Consider the following 18061-nt stretch of genomic DNA (forward strand, 5'->3'; position numbering starts at 1 on the left):
CGCACGCATTCCCGGGTCACATGCGCGGCGCCCGGCGTACCGTGGTCACATGGCCATCTTCGCGGACCGCGCCGACGCGGGGCGAGTGCTCGCCGCAGCGTTGGAGCGCTGGAGGGGAACGGATGCCATCGTGTTCGGCATCCCACGAGGTGGAGTCGTCGTGGCGGCCGAGGTCGCGCGGATCCTGTCGCTGCCGCTCGCGGCGGTCGTCGTGCGCAAGCTCGGCGCAGCCCACCACGAGGAGTTCGCGGTGGGCGCGATCGCCGAGGATGTGCGCCTTGTACGACCGGAGGCCGTGCGCACGGGGTTCACGACGCCCGAGGAGCTCGCGGCGGTCGAGCAGAAGGAGCGCGAGGAGCTCGCGCGCCGTACGCGCTTGTTCGGGGCGTCCGCCATCGACGTTTCGGGCAGAACCGCGCTCGTCGTCGACGACGGCATCGCGACGGGTGCGACCGCGACCGTCGCGTGCCGTTCGCTTCGCGCGCGCGGGGCATCGTCCGTCGTGCTCGCCGTTCCGGTCGCACCGATCGACTTCGCGCCCGAGGCCGACAGCGTCGACGAGTACGTGTGCCCCAACCGCATCCGCGATTTCTGGGCGGTCGGGCAGTTCTATCGCGACTTCCGCCAGACCACCGACGACGAGGTCGTCCGGCTGCTCTCCGCGTCGGCGAGCGGCGCGGACAGGTCCGCGGGAACGTCGACGGCCGGCGCCTGACGCCCGATCACGGGCGTCAGGCGCCGGCCGTCGAGTGGTTCAGCGCGAGAACGCCGCCCGCAGCGTGTCGAGGCCGACACCGCCGATGTCGAGCGCGCGCTTGTGGAACGCCTTGATGTCGAACGCGTCGCCCTGCGCGGCCTTGACGTCGTCGCGCAGCTGCTCCCAGATGCGCTGGCCGACCTTGTAGGACGGCGCCTGCCCGGGCCAGCCGAGGTAGCGGTTCACCTCGAACTTCACGAACTCGTCCGACATGTTCACGTTGCGGCGCATGAATGCGAGGGCGTAGTCCGCGTCCCACGTGCCCTGCCCGTCGGGTCGGGGCTTCTCGAGGTGCACGCCGATGTCGAGCACGACTCGGGCGGCGCGCATCCGCTGACCGTCGAGCATGCCGAGGCGATCGGCGGGGTCGCTCAGGTAACCGAGCTGGTCCATGAGCCGTTCCGCGTACAGCGCCCAGCCTTCGGCGTGGCCGCTCGATCCGGCGAGCAGGCGCCGCCACGAGTTCAGCTGCGCGCGGTTGTAGACCGCCTGCGCGATCTGCAGGTGGTGTCCTGGAACGCCCTCGTGGTACACGGTCGTGAGCTCGCGCCACGTGTCGAATGAGTCGACACCCTCGGGCACCGACCACCACATGCGACCGGGACGCGAGAAGTCGTCGGTCGGGCCGGTGTAGTAGATGCCGCCTTCCTTCGTGGGGGCGATCATGCACTCGAGGCGACGGATGGGCTCCGCGATGTCGAAGTGCGTCTTGCCGAGCTCCTCGATCGCGCGGTCGCTCGTCTCCTGCATCCACCGCTGCAGGGCTTCGGTGCCGTGCAGCTTGCGCTTCTCGTCCTGCTCGAGGAACGCGACGGCTTCTTCGACGGATGCCCCGGGCTTGATCTCGTTCGCGATGGCCTCCTGCTCGGCGACCATGCGCGCGAGCTCCTCGACGCCCCACTCGTACGTCTCGTCGAGGTCGATTGTGGCCCCGAGGAAGCGGCGGGACTGGAGCGCGTACAGCTCGCGGCCGACGGCGTCTTTCTCGGATGCGACCGGCGCGAGCTCGTTGCCGAGGAAGGCTGCGAGCTCGTCGTACGCCACGCGGGCGGCGCCTGCCGCGTCGGAGAGGTCACGGGCGAGCGAGGCCGGAAGCTGCCCTTCGCTCGGGTCGGCCTCGCCGACGAACGTGGCGAAGAAGCCGTTGTCGGACGTGTAGCGCTCGATCTGCGTGACGACCTCCGTCACCTGCCGGCGCGCGGGGACGACGCCTTCGGCGATCCCTGTTCGCAGCGTTGCGATGTAGCCCTCGATGGCCGCCGGGAGTGCGCTGAGGCGCTTGGAGATCACGGACCAGTCGTCGACCGTGTCGGTCGGCATGAGGTCGAACACCGAGCGAAGGTCTTGCGGAGGCGACGCGATCACGTTGAGGTCGCGCTTCGGCCATCCGGCCTCGTACACGTCCAACTCGAGCCTCAGCTGGCTCGAGAGGTCATCCTTCGTGACCTGGTCGATCTCGTCGACCGGCGTCGCGGCCTCGAGCTCGGTGAGCGTCTTGCGCGCAGCGTCGAGGACGCGGTCGAGCCCCTCGGGCGAGTAGTCGCCGAAGCGGTCGTTGTACTCGGAACGGCCGATGTACGTCGCGATCGTCGGTTCGAGCTCCGCGAGCGTGTCGACCCAGGTTTCGGCGATCTTGTCGATCTCCGTGGGAGTCCGTGGTTCAGTCATGGGGTCCAGCCTACGGGTCCGGCTCCCCCGGACGAGGAGCCCGGACGCCGGCTTCCCGATGGCTAGTGACCTGCCTCGTTCCAGTCCGCGCCGCGCCCGATCTGCACGTCGAGCGGGACCGAGAGCTCGGCTGCATCCGCCATCCGCGACCGCACGATGCGCTCGGCCGCGTCCCACTCCCCCGGCGCGACCTCGACCACGAGCTCGTCGTGGATCTGCAGCAGCACGCGGGACCGCAGGCCCTCGGCGAGGAACTCGTCGTGGATGCGGAACAGCGCGATCTTCATGATGTCGGCGGCACTGCCCTGGATCGGCGCGTTGAGCGCTGCGCGCTCGGCGTTCTCGCGCAGCACGCGGTTCGGGCTCGTGAGGTCGGGGAACGGCCGGCGGCGCCCGAAGATCGTCTCGGTGTAGCCGTCGATGCGCGCCTGCTCGACCGACGAGCGCAGATAATCGCGCACCGCACCGAACCGAGCGAAGTACTCCATCATGAGCTGTTTCGCCTCGGACTGGTCGATGCGAAGCTGCTTCGACAGGCCGAACGCCGACAGGCCGTATACGAGCCCGTACGACATCGCCTTGACCTTCGTGCGCATGATCGGCGTGACGTCTTCCGGAGCGACGCCGAACACGCGCGCACCCACGTAGCGGTGGGTGTCTTCGCCCGAGTTGAACGCCTCGATGAGGCCGGGGTCGCCCGAGAGGTGCGCCATGATGCGCATCTCGATCTGCGAGTAGTCGGCGGTCAGCAGCGCCTCGTAGCCCTCGCCGACTTCGAACGCGGCGCGGATGCGCGCGCCCTCCTCGGTGCGGATCGGGATGTTCTGCAGGTTGGGGTCGGTGCTCGAGAGCCGGCCGGTCTGGCTGCCGGTCTGCAGGTAGGTCGTGCGGATGCGGCCATCCGGGCCGATCGCCGTGTCGAGCGACTCGATGATCTGTCGCAGCTTCGTCGCTTCGCGGTGCTGGAGCAGCAGGTCGAGGAAGGGGTGCGGGTTCGTCTCCTGCAGGTCGGCCAGCACCGCGGCATCCGTCGAGTACCCCGTCTTGGTCTTGCGGGTCTTCGGAAGCTGCAGCTCTTCGAACAGCACCTCCTGCAGCTGCTTCGGCGAGCCGAGGTTCACCTCGCGCCCGATCGCCGCGTACGCCTGCTGCGCGATCGCGTCGGCGCGTTCGCCGAGCTCGCCCGACAGCGCGGCGAGCTTGTCGTGCGAGACGGCGACGCCCGCGAGCTCCATGTCGGCGAGGGTCACGAGCGTGGGCAGCTCGATGTCGGTGAGGACGGATGCGACGCGCCCCGGCAGCTCGGTGCGCAGCGCGTCGGCCACCCGCAGCGTGAACCACGAGACCTGGCCCGGTGTCGCACCCTCGGTCTCGGGCACCAGCTGGGACGGGTCGGCCTCCGGCAGCCGTTCGCCCAGGTAGCGGTCGACCAGGTCGGAGAGCGTCTTGTCGGGGAAGCTCGGACGGATGAGCCACCCGGCGAGGATCGTATCGAACGCGAGCCCGCGAACGTCGACGCCTGCGCGGCGAAGGGCCTTCAGCTGCGGCTTCGCGTCGCTGAACACCTTGGGCGCATCAGACGCGAGCCACGGCGCGATCGCGTCGGCGACCTCGGGCGTCCACGTCGTCTCGACAGCCGCCTCGAGCGTCGCGAAGCCGACGCGACGCGGCAGTCCGCCTTCGATCGTGACGGTCACGCCGACGTCGCCGTTCGTGCCCGCGAGCCAACCGGCGAGGTCGGTCGGTGACGGCTCGGCCGCCTTCGGCATCGGCGGCACCTCGGCCGTCGACTGCGTCGTGCCGGCCGCGCCGTCGAGCCCCGCCGCCTCGAAGACCCGCGGAAGCAGCGTGCGGAACTCGAGCCGCGAGAAGATGTCGCGCACCGCCTGTGCATCGATCGGCTTGACCGCGAGGTCGGCCGGACCGACCGGCAGCTCGACGTCGCGCAGGAGGCGGTTGAGCGACCGGTTGCGCTTGACGTCTTCGAGGTGCTCACGCAGGTTGTTGCCGACGACACCCGTCACCTTGTCGGCGTTCGCGAGCAGCTCGTCGAGCGATCCGTACTGCGTGAGCCACTTCACGGCGGTCTTCTCGCCGACCTTCGGCACGCCCGGCAGGTTGTCGCTCGTCTCGCCGACAAGGGCCGCGATGTCGGGGTAGTTCTCGGGCGGCAGGCCGTACTTCTCGATGACGGCCTGCGTGTCGTAGCGCTTGAGCTGCGACACGCCCTGCACGTTCGGGTACAGCAGCGTGATGTCGTCGTCGACGAGCTGGATCGTGTCGCGGTCGCCCGAGCAGACGAGCACGCGGAATCCCTGCTGTTCGCCCTGGGTCGCGAGGGTCGCGAGGATGTCGTCGGCCTCGATGTCTTCGAGTTGGAGCACAGGGATGTTCATCGCCGCGAGGCAGTCCTGCAGAAGCGGGATCTGACCGCGGAACTCCGCAGGGGTCTCGGAGCGGTTCGCCTTGTACTCCGGGTACTCGCGCGTGCGGAACGACTGACGCGACGTGTCGAACGCCACCGCCATGTGCGTCGGCTTCTCGGCCTTGATCAGGTTGATCAGCATCGCGAGGAAGCCGTAGATGCCGTTCGTGTGCTGGCCGTCCTTCGTCGAGAAATTCTCGACGGGGAGCGCGTAGAACGCGCGATACGCGAGCGAATGCCCGTCGACGACCAGGAGAGTGGGCTTTTCGGAGTCCGTCACCCTGCAAGCCTAGCCAGGGCCGTCGACACCGAATCCGCCTGCGCGGGGTGCCTCACTTCTTGGGTGCGAGCTGCTCGATGATGGCCTTCGCGACGTCCTGCATCGTGAGACGGCGGTCCATCGACGCCTTCTGGATCCAGCGGAACGCCTCGGGCTCGGTGAGGCCCATCTTCTCGTTGAGGAGACCCTTCGCGCGGTCGACGAGCTTGCGGGTCTCGAAGCGCTCGACCATGTCGGCGACCTCGGCCTCGAGCGTGATGATCTGCTCGTGACGGGCCAGCGCGATCTCGATCGCGGGCAGCAGGTCGTTCGGTGTGAACGGCTTCACGACGTAGGCGAGTGCGCCGGCCTCGCTCGCGCGCTCGACGAGCTCCTTCTGGCTGAACGCGGTCAGCAGCACGACGGGCGCGATGTGGTTCTTGCTGAGCTTCTCAGCGGCGCTGATGCCGTCGAGCTGCGGCATCTTGACGTCCATGATCACGAGGTCGGGACGCAGCTCGGTCGCGAGCTGGACGGCCGTCTCGCCGTCGCCGGCCTCACCCACGACATCGAACCCGTTGTCGCGCAGGATCTCGACGATGTCGAGGCGGATGAGCGACTCGTCTTCGGCTACGACCACTCGACGCGGAGCGGTGGAGGACGCTGCAGGCTGCTCGTTCTCAGTCACCTTTGAATCCTAAGGTATGGTCAATCGAAGCGCGCGACGGCCGGTGTGGCGGAATGGCAGACGCGACCGACTCAAACTCGGTTGCCCGCAAGGGCGTGTGGGTTCGACTCCCACCACCGGCACGTGCGAAAGGGACTGCCCGGAGGGTGGTCCCTTTCGCACGTATACGGCGGTCGGCTCGGGAAGAGCGCGGTTGTGGGTGGGCCCACGCGGCCGGAGGCTCCGCGCGGCGCGAAGCGACGCGTGCAAGGGCGTGTGGGTTCGACTCCCACCACCGGCACCATTCGACGCGGATGCCTCGGCTCGAGGCATCCGTCCTCCTCGCGCTACGCGCCGAAGTACTGGTGGCCGAGCGCCTTGCTCTTGAGCGCCTCGAACTCGCCCTGCGTGATCGTTCCCGCATCGAGCAGCGCCTTGGCCTGCGCGATGTCTTCGGCCGGGCTCGCGGAGGCCGCGGGCCGGTAGTCGTCGGACTCGGGCACGACGCCGCGCGCGGCCGCCGCTCGCTCCGCGAGGCCCCTGCCGCGCGCGATGAGGTACACGAGCGCGGTCAGGAACGGCAGGAAGACGAGGAAGATGATCCACACCGCCTTCCACCAGCCGCTCAGCGTCGTGTCGCGGAAGAGGTCGGTGATGATGAGGATCACCACGTAGACGTAGGCGATGAAGTAGAACGCCCACAGCAGGTACCAGAAGAACTCCCCGAAGACCATCGCCCCGGCTCCTCTCGACAGAAGCGGCCGCGCTCACTCTAGCGAGCGCGGCCACCGCGCGGGAGAGGGCGGTGAATCCCCTACTCGCCGGACTTGTAGATCGGGGCCGCGCCGTGGACGGCGTCGCCGATCTTGTGCACGCGGATGTCGTTCGTCGTGCCGATGATTCCGGGCGGCGATCCCGAGATCACGACGACCTTGTCGCCGACCTTCGCGAGGTCGTTGGACAGGAAGTAGTCGTCGACCTGGATGAACATGCGGTCGGTGTGCGGCACGTGCTCGACGAGCGCAGATTGGATGCCCCACGTGAGCGACATGCGGCGGCGGATCGCCGGCTCGGGCGTGAACGCCATCATGGGAATGCGGGGGCGCAGGCGAGACATGCGGCGGGCGGTGTCGCCCGACTCGGTGAAGATGCAGACGAACTTCGCCTCGACGAACTCGGCGACCTCCATCGCGGCGAGCGTGATGGCGCCGCCCTGCGTGCGGGGCTTGGTGTTCAGCGGCAGGATCCGCTCGAGCCCGTGCTCCTCGGTCGACGCGATGATGCGGCCCATCGTCTCGACCGTCACCACGGGGTACTCCCCCACGCTCGTCTCGCCCGACAGCATCACGGCGTCGGCGCCGTCGAGGACGGCGTTGGCGACATCGGATGCCTCGGCTCGCGTCGGCACGGGCGAGTGCGTCATCGACTCGAGCATCTGCGTCGCCACGATGACCGGCTTCGCCATACGGCGGCACAGCTCGACCGCGCGCTTCTGCACGATCGGCACCGCCTCGAGCGGCAACTCGACGGCGAGGTCGCCTCGCGCGACCATGATGCCGTCGAAGGCGTCGATGATCTCTTCGAGGTTGTCGACCGCCTGCGGCTTCTCGATCTTCGCGATCACCGGGATGCGGCGGCCCTCCTCGGCCATGATGACGTGCACGCGCTGCACGTCCTTCGCGTCGCGCACGAACGACAGGGCGATGAGATCCGCCCCGATCTGAAGCGCCCAGCGCAGGTCGGCCTCGTCCTTCTCGGAGAGGGCGGGCACGTTCACCGCGACGCCGGGGAGATTGATGCCCTTGTTGTTCGAGACCGTGCCCCCGACGATGACCTCGGTCGTGACGACCGTGCCGTCGGTCTCGAGCACCTTGACGCGAACCTTGCCGTCGTCGATCAGCAGGAAGTCGCCCGGCCGCACATCGGCGGGAAGACCCTTGAACGTCGTCGACACGAGCTCTTTCGTGCCGGGGACGTCCTCGGTCGTGATCTTGAAGATGTCACCCTCGGCGAGCTCGTGCGGGCCGTCGGCGAACTTGCCGAGCCGGATCTTCGGCCCCTGCAGGTCGACGAGTACCGCGACGGGCCGCTGCGCGTCCTCGGCCGCCTTGCGCACGTTGGCGAAGTTGTTCTCGTGCACGGTGTAGTCGCCGTGACTGAGGTTCATGCGAGCCACGTCGACTCCGGCGTCGATGATGGCGCGAACCATCTCGTACGTCGAAGTCGCCGGGCCCAGGGTTGCGACGATCTTGGCGCGTCTCATCCGTGTGTTAGCTCCGGGGTTGTATTCAAGGTCTGAACAGACGCAGCAAGCCTACGCGGGCTGCAGTCCGATGGCGACATCGCGCGGGCGCACCGGCGCCGGAAGCGCGGTCTCGCCCATGAGGTACTCGTCGACGCGCGCGGCGGCCGCGCGCCCCTCCGCGATCGCCCACACGATGAGCGACTGGCCGCGGCCGGCGTCGCCCGCGACGAAGACGCCCGGGGTCGAGGTCTGGTAGACGTCGTCGCGCTCGACGTTGCCGCGGTCGGTGAACGACAGGCCGAGCTGGTCCTCGAGCGCGTCGCGCTCGGGACCGGTGAATCCCATCGCGATGAGCACGAGGTCGGCTGGGATCTCGCGCTCGGTGCCGGCCTTGGGCACCCGGCGGCCGTCGACGAAATCCGTCTCGGCGACGCGCAGCGCCCGGACCTCGCCTGCGTCGTTCGCGAGGAACTCGACCGTCGACGCGAGGTACTCGCGCTGGCCGCCCTCCTCGTGCGCGGACTGGACCTCGAAGATCGTCGGCGTCATCGGCCACGGCTGGTGCTCGGGGCGCTCCCCCGGAGGACGACGCCCGATCGCCAGGTTCGTGACGCTCAGCGCACCCTGGCGATGGGCGGTGCCGATGCAGTCGGCGCCGGTGTCACCGCCGCCGATGACGACGACGTGCTTGCCCTCGGCGGTGATCTGGTTCGGGACGGAGTCGCCGGCGACGGCGCGGTTCGACTCGACGAGGTACTCCATCGCGAAGTGCACGCCCGCGTAGTCGCGGCCCGGGATCGGCAGGTCGCGCGGCACCGTGGCGCCGGTCGCGATCACGACGGCGTCGTACCGTGCGCGGAGGTCGCTCCACGAGATGTCCTTGCCGATCTCGACACCGGCGCGGAACCGCGTGCCCTCGTCGCGCATCTGGCGCAGGCGCGCCTCGATGTGGCGCTTCTCCATCTTGAAGTCCGGGATGCCGTATCGCAGGAGCCCGCCGATGCGGTCGTCGCGCTCGAACACGGCGACCGTGTGACCGGCGCGTGTGAGCTGCTGCGCGGCCGCGAGCCCCGCAGGGCCGGAGCCGACCACGGCGACCGTCTTGCCGGTCAGCCTCCCGGGCGGCTCGGGCTCGATCCATCCGCTCGCGAACGCCTCGTCGGCGATCGACACCTCGACCTGCTTGATCGTGACGGCGGGCTGATTGATGCCCAGCACGCACGCGCTCTCGCACGGCGCGGGGCACAAGCGGCCCGTGAACTCGGGGAAGTTGTTCGTCGCGTGCAGTCGCTCGCTCGCCGCGCGGCCCTCCCCTCGCCATGTGAGGTCGTTCCACTCCGGGATCAGGTTCCCGAGCGGGCAGCCCTTGTGGCAGAACGGGATGCCGCAGTCCATGCAGCGGCCCGCCTGGCGGCGCAGCACCGCCGAGTCGCCCGGCTCGTAGACCTCTTTCCAGTCGAGGATGCGCACCGGAACCGGCCGCCGCGGGGGCAGCTCGCGTTCGGTGACCTTGAGAAAGCCCTTGGGGTCAGCCACCCGTCACCTCCAGGATGCGGCTCCAGACGACGTCGCCGTCGGGGTCGAGCCCCTCGGCGACCGCCTCCTGGCGGGTCTGCAGCACGGCGGCGTAGTCGCGCGGCATGACGAGCACGAAGTTCGCCAGTTCGGCCTCGAAGTCGTCGAGGAGCGCCCGTGCCAGGGTCGAGTCCGTCTCGGCGACGTGCTGCTCGAGCAGGTCGCGCAGGATCGCCGCGTCGCCCGAGCCCAGCTCGCCCAGCGAGAGCTCGCCGGTGGCGAGGGCCTCGCGGTTCACGAGCCGCTCGTCGAGTCGGTAGACGTACGCGGTTCCGCCGGACATGCCCGCGCCGAGGTTGCGCCCGGTCGGGCCGAGGATCACCGCGAGACCGCCCGTCATGTATTCGAGTGCGTGGTCGCCGACGCCCTCGACGACGGCGGTTGCGCCCGAGTTGCGCACCAGGAACCGCTCCCCCACGACGCCGCGGAGGAACATCGTGCCCTGCGTCGCACCGTAGCCGATGACGTTCCCGGCGATGACGTTCTTCGATGCGTCGAAGCTCGCACCGCGCGGCGGCCGGATGACGATCTGCCCGCCGGAGAGGCCCTTGCCGACGTAGTCGTTGGAGTCGCCCTCGAGCCGCAGCGTGATGCCTGCCGGCATGAATGCGCCGAACGACTGTCCGGCGGACCCCGTCAGGTTCACGACGATCGAGCCCGACGGCAGCCCGTTCTCGCCTCGCGCACGCGTCACGTGGTGACCGAGGAGCGTGCCGACCGCCCGCTCCGTGTTGCGGATCGGGAGCGAGAGCTCGATGCGCCCGCCGTTCGCGATGACGTCGCGCGCCTGCTCGATGATCTGCACGTCGAAGTGCTTGTCGAGCTCGTGCTCCTGGGGGCGCAGATTGCGACGCGGCTCGTCGGGCCCGAACAGCGGTCCCTCGAGCACCGGCGAGAGGTCGAGGCCGTTCGCCTTCCAGTGCTCGATCGCGCCGTTGACGTCGAGGAGCTCGCTGTGTCCGATCGCTTCGTCGAGCGAGCGGAAGCCGAGCTGGGCGAGATACTCGCGCACCTCCTGTGCGATGAACTCCATGAAGTTGACGACGAACTCCGGCTTGCCGGTGAACCGCGACCGCAGCAACGGGTTCTGCGTCGCGACGCCGACCGGGCATGTGTCGAGGTGGCACACGCGCATCATGACGCAGCCCGACACGATGAGCGGGGCCGTCGCGAAGCCGAACTCCTCGGCGCCCAGGAGTGCGCCGATGATGACGTCGCGGCCCGTCTTGAGCTGCCCGTCGACCTGCACGACGACGCGGTCGCGCATGCCGTTGAGCATGAGCGTCTGCTGCGTCTCGGCGAGACCGAGCTCCCACGGCGTGCCGGCGTGCTTGAGCGAGTTGAGCGGGCTGGCACCCGTTCCGCCGTCGTGGCCCGAGATGAGGATCACGTCGGCCAGTGCCTTCGCGGTGCCCGCGGCCACCGCGCCGATGCCCGACTGGCTCACGAGCTTCACGTGCACGCGGGCGCCGGGGTTGGCGCGCTTCAGGTCGAAGATGAGCTGCTTGAGGTCTTCGATCGAGTAGATGTCGTGGTGCGGCGGGGGCGAGATGAGCCCGACTCCCGCGGTGCCGCCGCGCGTGCGCGCGATCCACGGGTACACCTTGCCCGGAGGCAGCTGACCGCCTTCGCCGGGCTTCGCACCCTGGGCGAGTTTGATCTGGATGTCATCCGCCTCGGTCAGGTAGATGCTCGTGACGCCGAACCGCCCGGACGCCACCTGCTTGATCGCGCTGCGGCGCTCGGGGTCCATGAGGCGCTCGACGTCTTCGCCGCCCTCGCCGGTGTTCGACTTCCCGCCGATGCGGTTCATCGCGATCGCGAGAGTCTCGTGCGCCTCCTTCGAGATCGAGCCGTAGCTCATCGCACCCGTCGAGAACCGCTTGACGATCGACTCGACCGGTTCGACCTCGTCGATCGGAACGGGCGTGCGCCCCTCCGTGCGCAAGCGGAACAGCCCGCGCAGAGTCTTCAGCTCCTGCGCCTGGTCGTCGACGAGCTTCGTGTACTCGCGGAAGATGTCGTACCGGCGCGTGCGCGTCGAGTGCTGAAGGCGGAAGACCGTGTCGGGGTTGAACAGGTGCGGCGAGCCGTCGCGGCGCCACTGATACTCGCCGCCGGTCCACAGGCGCTCGTGCGCACGCACCGCCGCGTCCTCCGGGTAGGCGTACGCGTGCCGCGCCGCGTTCTCGGCCGCGATGACGTCCAGGCCGACGCCGCCGAGCTTGGACTCCGTGCCGGTGAAGTACGTGTCGATGAGCTCCTGCGAGAGCCCGACCGCTTCGAACACCTGCGCGCCCGCGTACGACGACACCGTCGAGATGCCCATCTTGGACATGATCTTCAGCACGCCCTTGCCGAGCGCGTAGATGAGGTTCTTGACCGCCTTCTCGGGCGTGATGCCCGTGATGAACCCCGATCGGACGAGGTACTCGACGGTCTCCATCGCGAGATACGGGTTGACGGCGGATGCCCCGTACCCGATGAGCGTCGCGACGTGATGCACTTCGCGCACGTCGCCGGCCTCGACCACGAGGCCCACCTTCATGCGCGTCTCCTTGCGGATGAGGTGGTGGTGCACGGCCGACAGCATGAGCAGCGACGGGATGGGCGCGAGGTCCTTGTTCGAGTCGCGGTCGCTCAGGACGATGAACTCGGCCCCGTCCTCGATGGCCTGGTCGACCTCGGTGCACATCTGCTCGAGGCGCTTCTTCATGCCCTTCGCACCGGCCTCGACGCGGTAAAGACCGCGGATCGTGACCGACGTGCGGCCGGGCAGCGCCGTGTCGATGTGCTGGATCTTCGCGAGCTCGTCGTTGTCGATGACCGGGAAGTCGAGGACGACCTGGCGCGTGTGGTCGGGGCCCCACGACAGCAGGTTGCGCTCGGGACCGAGGCTCGATCCGAGCGACGTGACGACCTCTTCGCGGATCGAGTCGAGCGGTGGGTTCGTCACCTGCGCGAACTGCTGCGTGAAGTAGTCGAACAGCAGGCGCGGGCGGTCGCTGAGCACCGCCACGGGCGTGTCGCTGCCCATCGCACCGAGCGGCTCGGCGCCGTTCTGCCCCATGGGCGTGAGCAGGATGCGCACTTCTTCCTCGGTGTAGCCGAAGGTGCGCTGGCGACGTGTGATCGAGGCGATCGGGTGCACGATGTGCTCGCGCTCGGGCAGGTCGGCCAGACGCACGCGGCCCTTGTCGAGCCATTCCTGCCACGGATGCATCGTCGCCAGTTCGCGCTTGATCTCGTCGTCCTCGATGATGCGCCGCTGGGCGGTGTCGACGAGGAACATGCGGCCGGGGCGCAGGCGTCCGCGGCGCTTGATGCGCGACGGCTCGAAGTCGAGCACGCCGGTCTCGCTGCCGATCACGACCAGTCCGTCGGTCGTCTCGGTCCAGCGGCCCGGACGCAGACCGTTCCGGTCGAGCGTCGCCCCGACGAGCGTGCCGTCGGTGAAGATGAGCGCCGCCGGCCCGTCCCACGGCTCCATCTGCATCGAGTGGTACTCGTAGAACGCCCGAAGCTCGGGGCTGATGTCGGCCTGCTTCTCGTAGGCCTCCGGCACCATCATCATGATCGCGTGCGGAAGGCTGCGCCCGGTGAGGGTCAGCAGCTCCAGCACTTCGTCGAACGACGCCGAGTCGCTGGCGCCCTCGGTGCAGATCGGGAACAGCGGGCGCAGGTCGCCGACGAGCTGGGATTCGAGCTGCGACTGGCGCGCGCGCATCCAGTTGCGGTTGCCGTTGATCGTGTTGATCTCACCGTTGTGGGCGAGCATCCGCAGCGGCTGCGCGAGAGGCCACGACGGGAACGTGTTGGTCGAGTAGCGGGAATGCACGACCGCGAGCTCGGTCGCGAAGCGCTCGTCCTGCAGGTCGGGGTAGAACGGCTCGAGCTGCAGGGTCGTGACCATGCCCTTGTAGCCGAGCGTGCGGGCGGAGAGCGTCACGAAGTAGGCGCCGAGCTCCCGGCGCGCGCGCTTGCGCAGGCGGAAGGTGCGGCGGTCGAGAGCGATCCCCGCCAGCGCGGGCTCGTCGCCCGTGGCCGGGCGCGACACGAAGAGCTGCTCGAATGCGGGGCGCGCCTCGTAGGCGAGCTTTCCGAGGTGCTCGTCTTCGGTCGGCACAGCGCGCCAGCCGAGCACGGTGAGGCCCTCGGATGCGGCGATCCGCTCGATGCCCGCCTTCTGCGTGGCGCGCTGCTCGTCGTCGCGCGGCAGGAACACCATGCCCGCGGCGTACTCCCCCACCGGCGGCAGGTCGAAGTCGACGACCGCGCGCAGGAACTCATCCGGCATCTGCGTGAGGATGCCCGCGCCGTCGCCCGTGCCCGCGTCGGAGCCGATGGCGCCGCGGTGCTCGAGGTTGCGCAGCGCGGTCAGAGCGAGGTCGACGATGTCGTGCCCAGGCTCGCCGCGCAGCGTCGCCACCATCGCGAGGCCGCAGGCGTCCTTCTCGAAGGCAGGGTTGTACATGCCCTGCTTCGAAGGCAGGGCACCTCCTACCGCGCGGGCGCGCTCAGTCGCGCCGTCCGCGCCGAGACGAGGGCTCGAAGCCATACACGTACCGTCCTCACAGTTGATCGTCAAAGGTGGGACGCCGTCGGCCCAACTGCTGCCGGAGCAGCTCTACTTGCTGGCGGGTGCGCTTGTGGCTGTGCCCTCTGGAACGACGTCTGCCGGGGGTTCGCTGGTGTCGACGTATTCCGGAGTGTCCTGCGATTGTACAGCGCCCTCCGGCGTCCACTCGCGACCGGGCACGTACGGCGAGGGCTCGTAGCCCGGGTGCCGCCGCTTCTGCACGTAGAGGATAACCAGACCGAGGACCACACCGAGGATCGCCGCCCACACGTTCGTGCGGAGTCCGAGGATGATCTCGCTCGGGTCGATGCGGATCGACTCCCACACGATGCGGCCCGCGCTGTACCAGACGAGGTACAGGCCGAACAGGCGCCCCCACTGCAGGCGGAAGCGGCGACCGGCCCACAGCAGCACGATGACGCCGAGCCCGTTCCAGATAACCTCGTAGAGGAACGTCGGGTGGAAGAGGGTGCCCTCGGCGAGGCCGGGCGGGAACGCCGGGTTGTCGCTGTCGATCTCGAGGCCCCATGGCAGGTCGGTGGGCAGGCCGAACAGTTCCTGGTTGAACCAATTGCCGAAGCGACCGATCGCCTGTGCGAGCAGAAGCCCCGGCGCGAGCGCGTCCGCGAACGCGGTGAAGCGGATGCCGGTCCACCGGCATCCGAGCCAGGCGCCGATCGCGCCGCCGATGAGCGATCCGTAGATCGCGATGCCGCCCTCCCAGATGTACAGCGCCGACAGCGGGTTCCTGCCCTCGCCGAAGTAGAAGTCCCAGTGCGTGACGACGTGGTAGATGCGCGCGCAGATGATCGCGAGCGGCACCGCGAGCAGCGCGATGTCGATGACCACCCACGGCTCGGCGCCGCGCCTGGTCAGGCGCCGGTTCGTCATGAGCACCGCGACGATGATGCCGACGATGATGCACAGCGCGTAGAAGTGGATGCGCAGTGGTCCGATGTCGAAATAGCTCACCGGAGGACTCGGGATGCTGGCGATCGCGCTCTGCGCGGCGGCATGGATCATGGAGAGATCGTCCTTGCTGAGGGGGCTCGCCGGCGGTCGGCCGGCGTGGAGAGTCTACTTGGCGGCGCCGAGAGCCGTTCCTGCGGCGAGGGCTCGCGCGGTCTCGGCGAGCCCGTCGAGCCCGCCGTCGCGGAGCGCTCGCACGAGGGCGGTGCCGACGATGGCCCCATCGGCGTACTCGAGCACAGCCGCCACGTGCTCGGCGTTCGAGATGCCGATGCCGACGCACGCGCGCTCGGCGCCGTGCTCACGCAGCCGGGCGATGAGTGTGCGCGCGGCGGCGTCGAGCTGCTCGCGTTCGCCCGTGATGCCCATCGTCGAGACCGTGTACACGAAGCCCGTGGAGTTCTCGACGATGAGGTCGAGCCGCTCGTCGGTCGAGGTGGGCGCGGCCAGGAACACGCGGTCGAGGCCCGTGCGCTTCGAGGCGGCGATCCACTCCTCCGCCGCCTCGGGAGTGATGTCGGGGGTGATGAGGCCGGCCCCGCCCGCCTCGGCGAGATCGTCGGCGTAGCGGTCGACGCCGTACTGCACGATCGGGTTCCAGTACGACATGACGAGCACGGGGACGTCGACGCGGCGGGTGATCTCGCGCACGGCGGTGAACGTGTCGCGCAGGCGGAAGCCCGCGGCGAGGGCGGCCTGGGTCGCCTCCTGGATGACGGGACCGTCCATGACCGGATCGGAATACGGCGGTCCGAGCTCGAGGATGTCGGCGCCGTTCTCAGCGAGCGTCACGGCTGCCTCGATGCTCGTCTCGAGGTCGGGGAACCCGATGGGCAAGTAGCCGACGAAGGCCCCTCGGCCCGCGGCCCGGGCGCGATCGATGGCGGCGGCGACGCGAGACGTCATTGCGCGGTCTCCTCGTCGTACAGGCCGAACCAGCGTGCGGCGGTGTCCATGTCTTTGTCGCCGCGGCCCGAGAGGCACACCGCGAGCACGGCCTCCGGTCCGAGCTCGCGTCCGATCCGCAGGGCGCCGGCCAGCGCGTGCGCGGATTCGATCGCGGGGATGATGCCCTCCGTCTCGGAGAGCAGGCGCAGAGCGTCCATCGCCTCGGCATCCGTCGCGGGGATGTACTCGGCGCGCCCGATCTCGGCGAGCCACGCGTGCTCGGGACCGACGCCCGGGTAGTCGAGGCCCGCTGAGATCGAGTGCGACTCGATCGTCTGGCCGTCCTCGTCCTGCAGCACGAACGTGCGGGCGCCGTGCAGCACGCCCGGCCGGCCGCGCTCGATCGAGGCCGCGTGCCGATCCGTGTCGACGCCGTCGCCCGCCGCCTCGACGCCGTACAGGCGGACGCCCTCGTCGTCGAGGAACGCATCGAACATGCCGATCGCGTTCGAGCCCCCGCCGACGCATGCGAGAACGGCATCGGGAAGCCGCCCGATGTCTTCGAGGAGCTGCGCGCGCGCTTCTTCGCCGATGATCTTCTGGAAGTCGCGCACCATGGCCGGGAACGGATGCGGCCCCGCCGCCGTCCCGAAGATGTAGTTCGTCGTCTCGACGCTCGCGACCCAGTCGCGATACGCCTCGTTGATCGCGTCCTTGAGCGTGCGCGATCCGGTTCGGACGGGAACGACCTCTGCGCCGAGCAGGCGCATGCGGGCGACATTGAGCGCCTGGCGCTGCGTGTCGACCTCGCCCATGTAGATCGTGCAGTCGAAGCCGAACAGCGCGGCGGCCGTGGCCGTGGCGACGCCGTGCTGGCCCGCGCCGGTCTCGGCGATCACGCGCGTCTTGCCGAGCCGCTTCGTGAGCAGTGCCTGGCCGATCACGTTGTTGATCTTGTGGGATCCCGTGTGGTTGAGGTCTTCGCGCTTGAGGAAGACGCGTGCGCCTCCCGCGTGCTCGGCGAAGCGAGGCACCTCCGTGATCGGCGACGGACGGCCCGCGTACGAGTGCAGCAGCCGAAGGAGCTCCGTCTGGAAGGCGGGGTCGGCGATCGCCTCCTCGTATACGACGGTCAGCTCGTCGATCGCCGCGATGAGGGACTCGGGCATGTAGCGTCCGCCGAAGTCGCCGAAGAACGGCCCGGACTGTGCGCGCAGGCTCACGACGCGCTCCTCCTGTCAATCGATGCGACGGATGCCCCGGCCTCCAGGAAGGAGCGCAGCGTGGCCACGGGATCGCCGGTCACGAGCGCCTCGCCGATGAGCACGACGTCCGCGCCCGCGGCACGGTAGTGCGCGACGTCGGCGGGCCCGAGCACGGCGGACTCGGCGATCTTGACGGCATCCGGCGAGATGCGGTCGGCCAGTCGGCCGAACAGGTCGCGGTCGAGCTGGAAGGTCGTGAGGTCTCGCGCGTTCACGCCGATCACGCGCGCGCCGAGTTCGTTCGCACGGTCGACCTCCTCAGCCGAGTGGGTCTCGACGAGCGGGGTCATTCCGAGGTCGAGGATGAGGCTGTGCAGCCGCGCGAGCACCGACTGCTCGAGGGCTGCGACGATGAGGAGAACGAGGTCGGCGCCGGCGGCGCGGGCCTCGAGCACCTGGTACTCGGTCGCGATGAAGTCCTTTCGCAGGACGGGCAGCGACACGGCGGACTTCACCGCCTCGAGGTCGGCGAGGCTCCCCTTGAACCGGCGCCCCTCCGTGAGGACGGAGATCGCCGACGCGCCGCCCTGCTCGTACAGCGTCGCCTGCAGCGCGGGGTCGGGGATCGCGGCGAGGTCGCCGCGCGACGGGCTCGCGCGTTTGACCTCGGCGATGATCTTCACGCGGTCGGCCGGAGCCAACGCGGCGAGGGCGTCGCGCGCGGCGGTCTGAGCGAGCGCGGCCGCCTCGACGACGGCGAGCGGCCGCTGCGAGGCGCGAGCCTCGGCATCCTCCACCGCGCCGGCCGTCAGGTCGGCGAGCAC

The 18061-nt window shown here is 69.4% G+C and carries 12 protein-coding genes and 1 tRNA gene; 2 read left to right on the plus strand and 11 right to left on the minus strand.

Annotated features, from left to right (window positions below):
• Window positions 1-49: 49 nt before the first annotated feature.
• Complete coding sequence (locus tag VNR19_RS15635; protein WP_325728195.1) at window positions 50-715, plus strand: phosphoribosyltransferase; 666 nt, start codon at window positions 50-52, stop codon at window positions 713-715.
• Window positions 716-754: 39 nt separating this feature from the next.
• Here VNR19_RS15635 and VNR19_RS15640 read toward each other — a convergent pair whose 3' ends face one another.
• The 3 genes from VNR19_RS15640 to VNR19_RS15650 form a co-directional block, all read right to left on the minus strand.
• Window positions 755-2425: a DUF885 domain-containing protein gene (locus VNR19_RS15640; protein WP_325728196.1), complete on the minus strand. Its 1671-nt coding sequence runs from the start codon at window positions 2423-2425 to the stop codon at window positions 755-757.
• Between the two features lie 62 nt (window positions 2426-2487).
• Complete coding sequence (gene polA / locus VNR19_RS15645; protein WP_325728197.1) at window positions 2488-5130, minus strand: DNA polymerase I; 2643 nt, start codon at window positions 5128-5130, stop codon at window positions 2488-2490.
• Between the two features lie 52 nt (window positions 5131-5182).
• Window positions 5183-5797 carry an ANTAR domain-containing response regulator gene (locus VNR19_RS15650; RefSeq protein WP_325728198.1) on the minus strand — a complete coding sequence of 205 codons (615 nt, stop codon included), beginning with the start codon at window positions 5795-5797 and terminating at the stop codon, window positions 5183-5185.
• A gap of 39 nt (window positions 5798-5836) precedes the next feature.
• Between VNR19_RS15650 and VNR19_RS15655 the strand changes: the two genes are divergently transcribed.
• A tRNA-Leu gene (locus VNR19_RS15655) sits at window positions 5837-5919 on the plus strand.
• Between the two features lie 204 nt (window positions 5920-6123).
• Here the strand turns inward: VNR19_RS15655 and VNR19_RS15660 are convergent.
• The 8 genes from VNR19_RS15660 to trpC all read right to left on the minus strand — a co-directional run bounded on the left by VNR19_RS15660 (window position 6124) and on the right by trpC (window position 18061).
• Window positions 6124-6510: an SHOCT domain-containing protein gene (locus VNR19_RS15660; RefSeq protein WP_325728199.1), complete on the minus strand. Its 387-nt coding sequence runs from the start codon at window positions 6508-6510 to the stop codon at window positions 6124-6126.
• Between the two features lie 80 nt (window positions 6511-6590).
• Window positions 6591-8039, minus strand: a complete 1449-nt coding sequence (gene pyk / locus VNR19_RS15665) for a pyruvate kinase (RefSeq protein WP_325728200.1) — start codon at window positions 8037-8039, stop codon at window positions 6591-6593.
• Window positions 8040-8090: 51 nt separating this feature from the next.
• Window positions 8091-9557, minus strand: coding sequence for a glutamate synthase subunit beta (locus VNR19_RS15670; protein ID WP_325728201.1), 1467 nt, complete (start codon window positions 9555-9557; stop codon window positions 8091-8093).
• Window positions 9550-14154 (minus strand): glutamate synthase large subunit, encoded by a 4605-nt coding sequence (gltB, locus tag VNR19_RS15675; protein WP_414684193.1) that lies wholly within the window; start codon window positions 14152-14154, stop codon window positions 9550-9552. The genes VNR19_RS15670 and gltB overlap by 8 nt, the downstream gene beginning before the upstream one ends.
• A gap of 69 nt (window positions 14155-14223) precedes the next feature.
• Window positions 14224-15198: a prolipoprotein diacylglyceryl transferase gene (gene lgt, locus VNR19_RS15680; protein WP_325728203.1), complete on the minus strand. Its 975-nt coding sequence runs from the start codon at window positions 15196-15198 to the stop codon at window positions 14224-14226.
• A gap of 54 nt (window positions 15199-15252) precedes the next feature.
• The gene (trpA, locus tag VNR19_RS15685) at window positions 15253-16050 is read right to left on the minus strand and encodes a tryptophan synthase subunit alpha (RefSeq protein ID WP_325728204.1); all 798 of its coding nucleotides are present in this window, start codon (window positions 16048-16050) and stop codon (window positions 15253-15255) included.
• Complete coding sequence (gene trpB, locus VNR19_RS15690; RefSeq protein WP_325728205.1) at window positions 16047-17255, minus strand: tryptophan synthase subunit beta; 1209 nt, start codon at window positions 17253-17255, stop codon at window positions 16047-16049. Before trpB ends, trpA begins: the two co-directional genes overlap by 4 nt.
• Entirely contained in the window at window positions 17252-18061 is an 810-nt protein-coding gene (trpC, locus tag VNR19_RS15695) for an indole-3-glycerol phosphate synthase TrpC (RefSeq protein ID WP_325728206.1), read from the minus strand. Before trpC ends, trpB begins: the two co-directional genes overlap by 4 nt.

Origin of the sequence: Microbacterium sp., from assembly GCF_035556355.1 — a bacterium.
Taxonomy (GTDB): domain Bacteria; phylum Actinomycetota; class Actinomycetes; order Actinomycetales; family Microbacteriaceae; genus Microbacterium.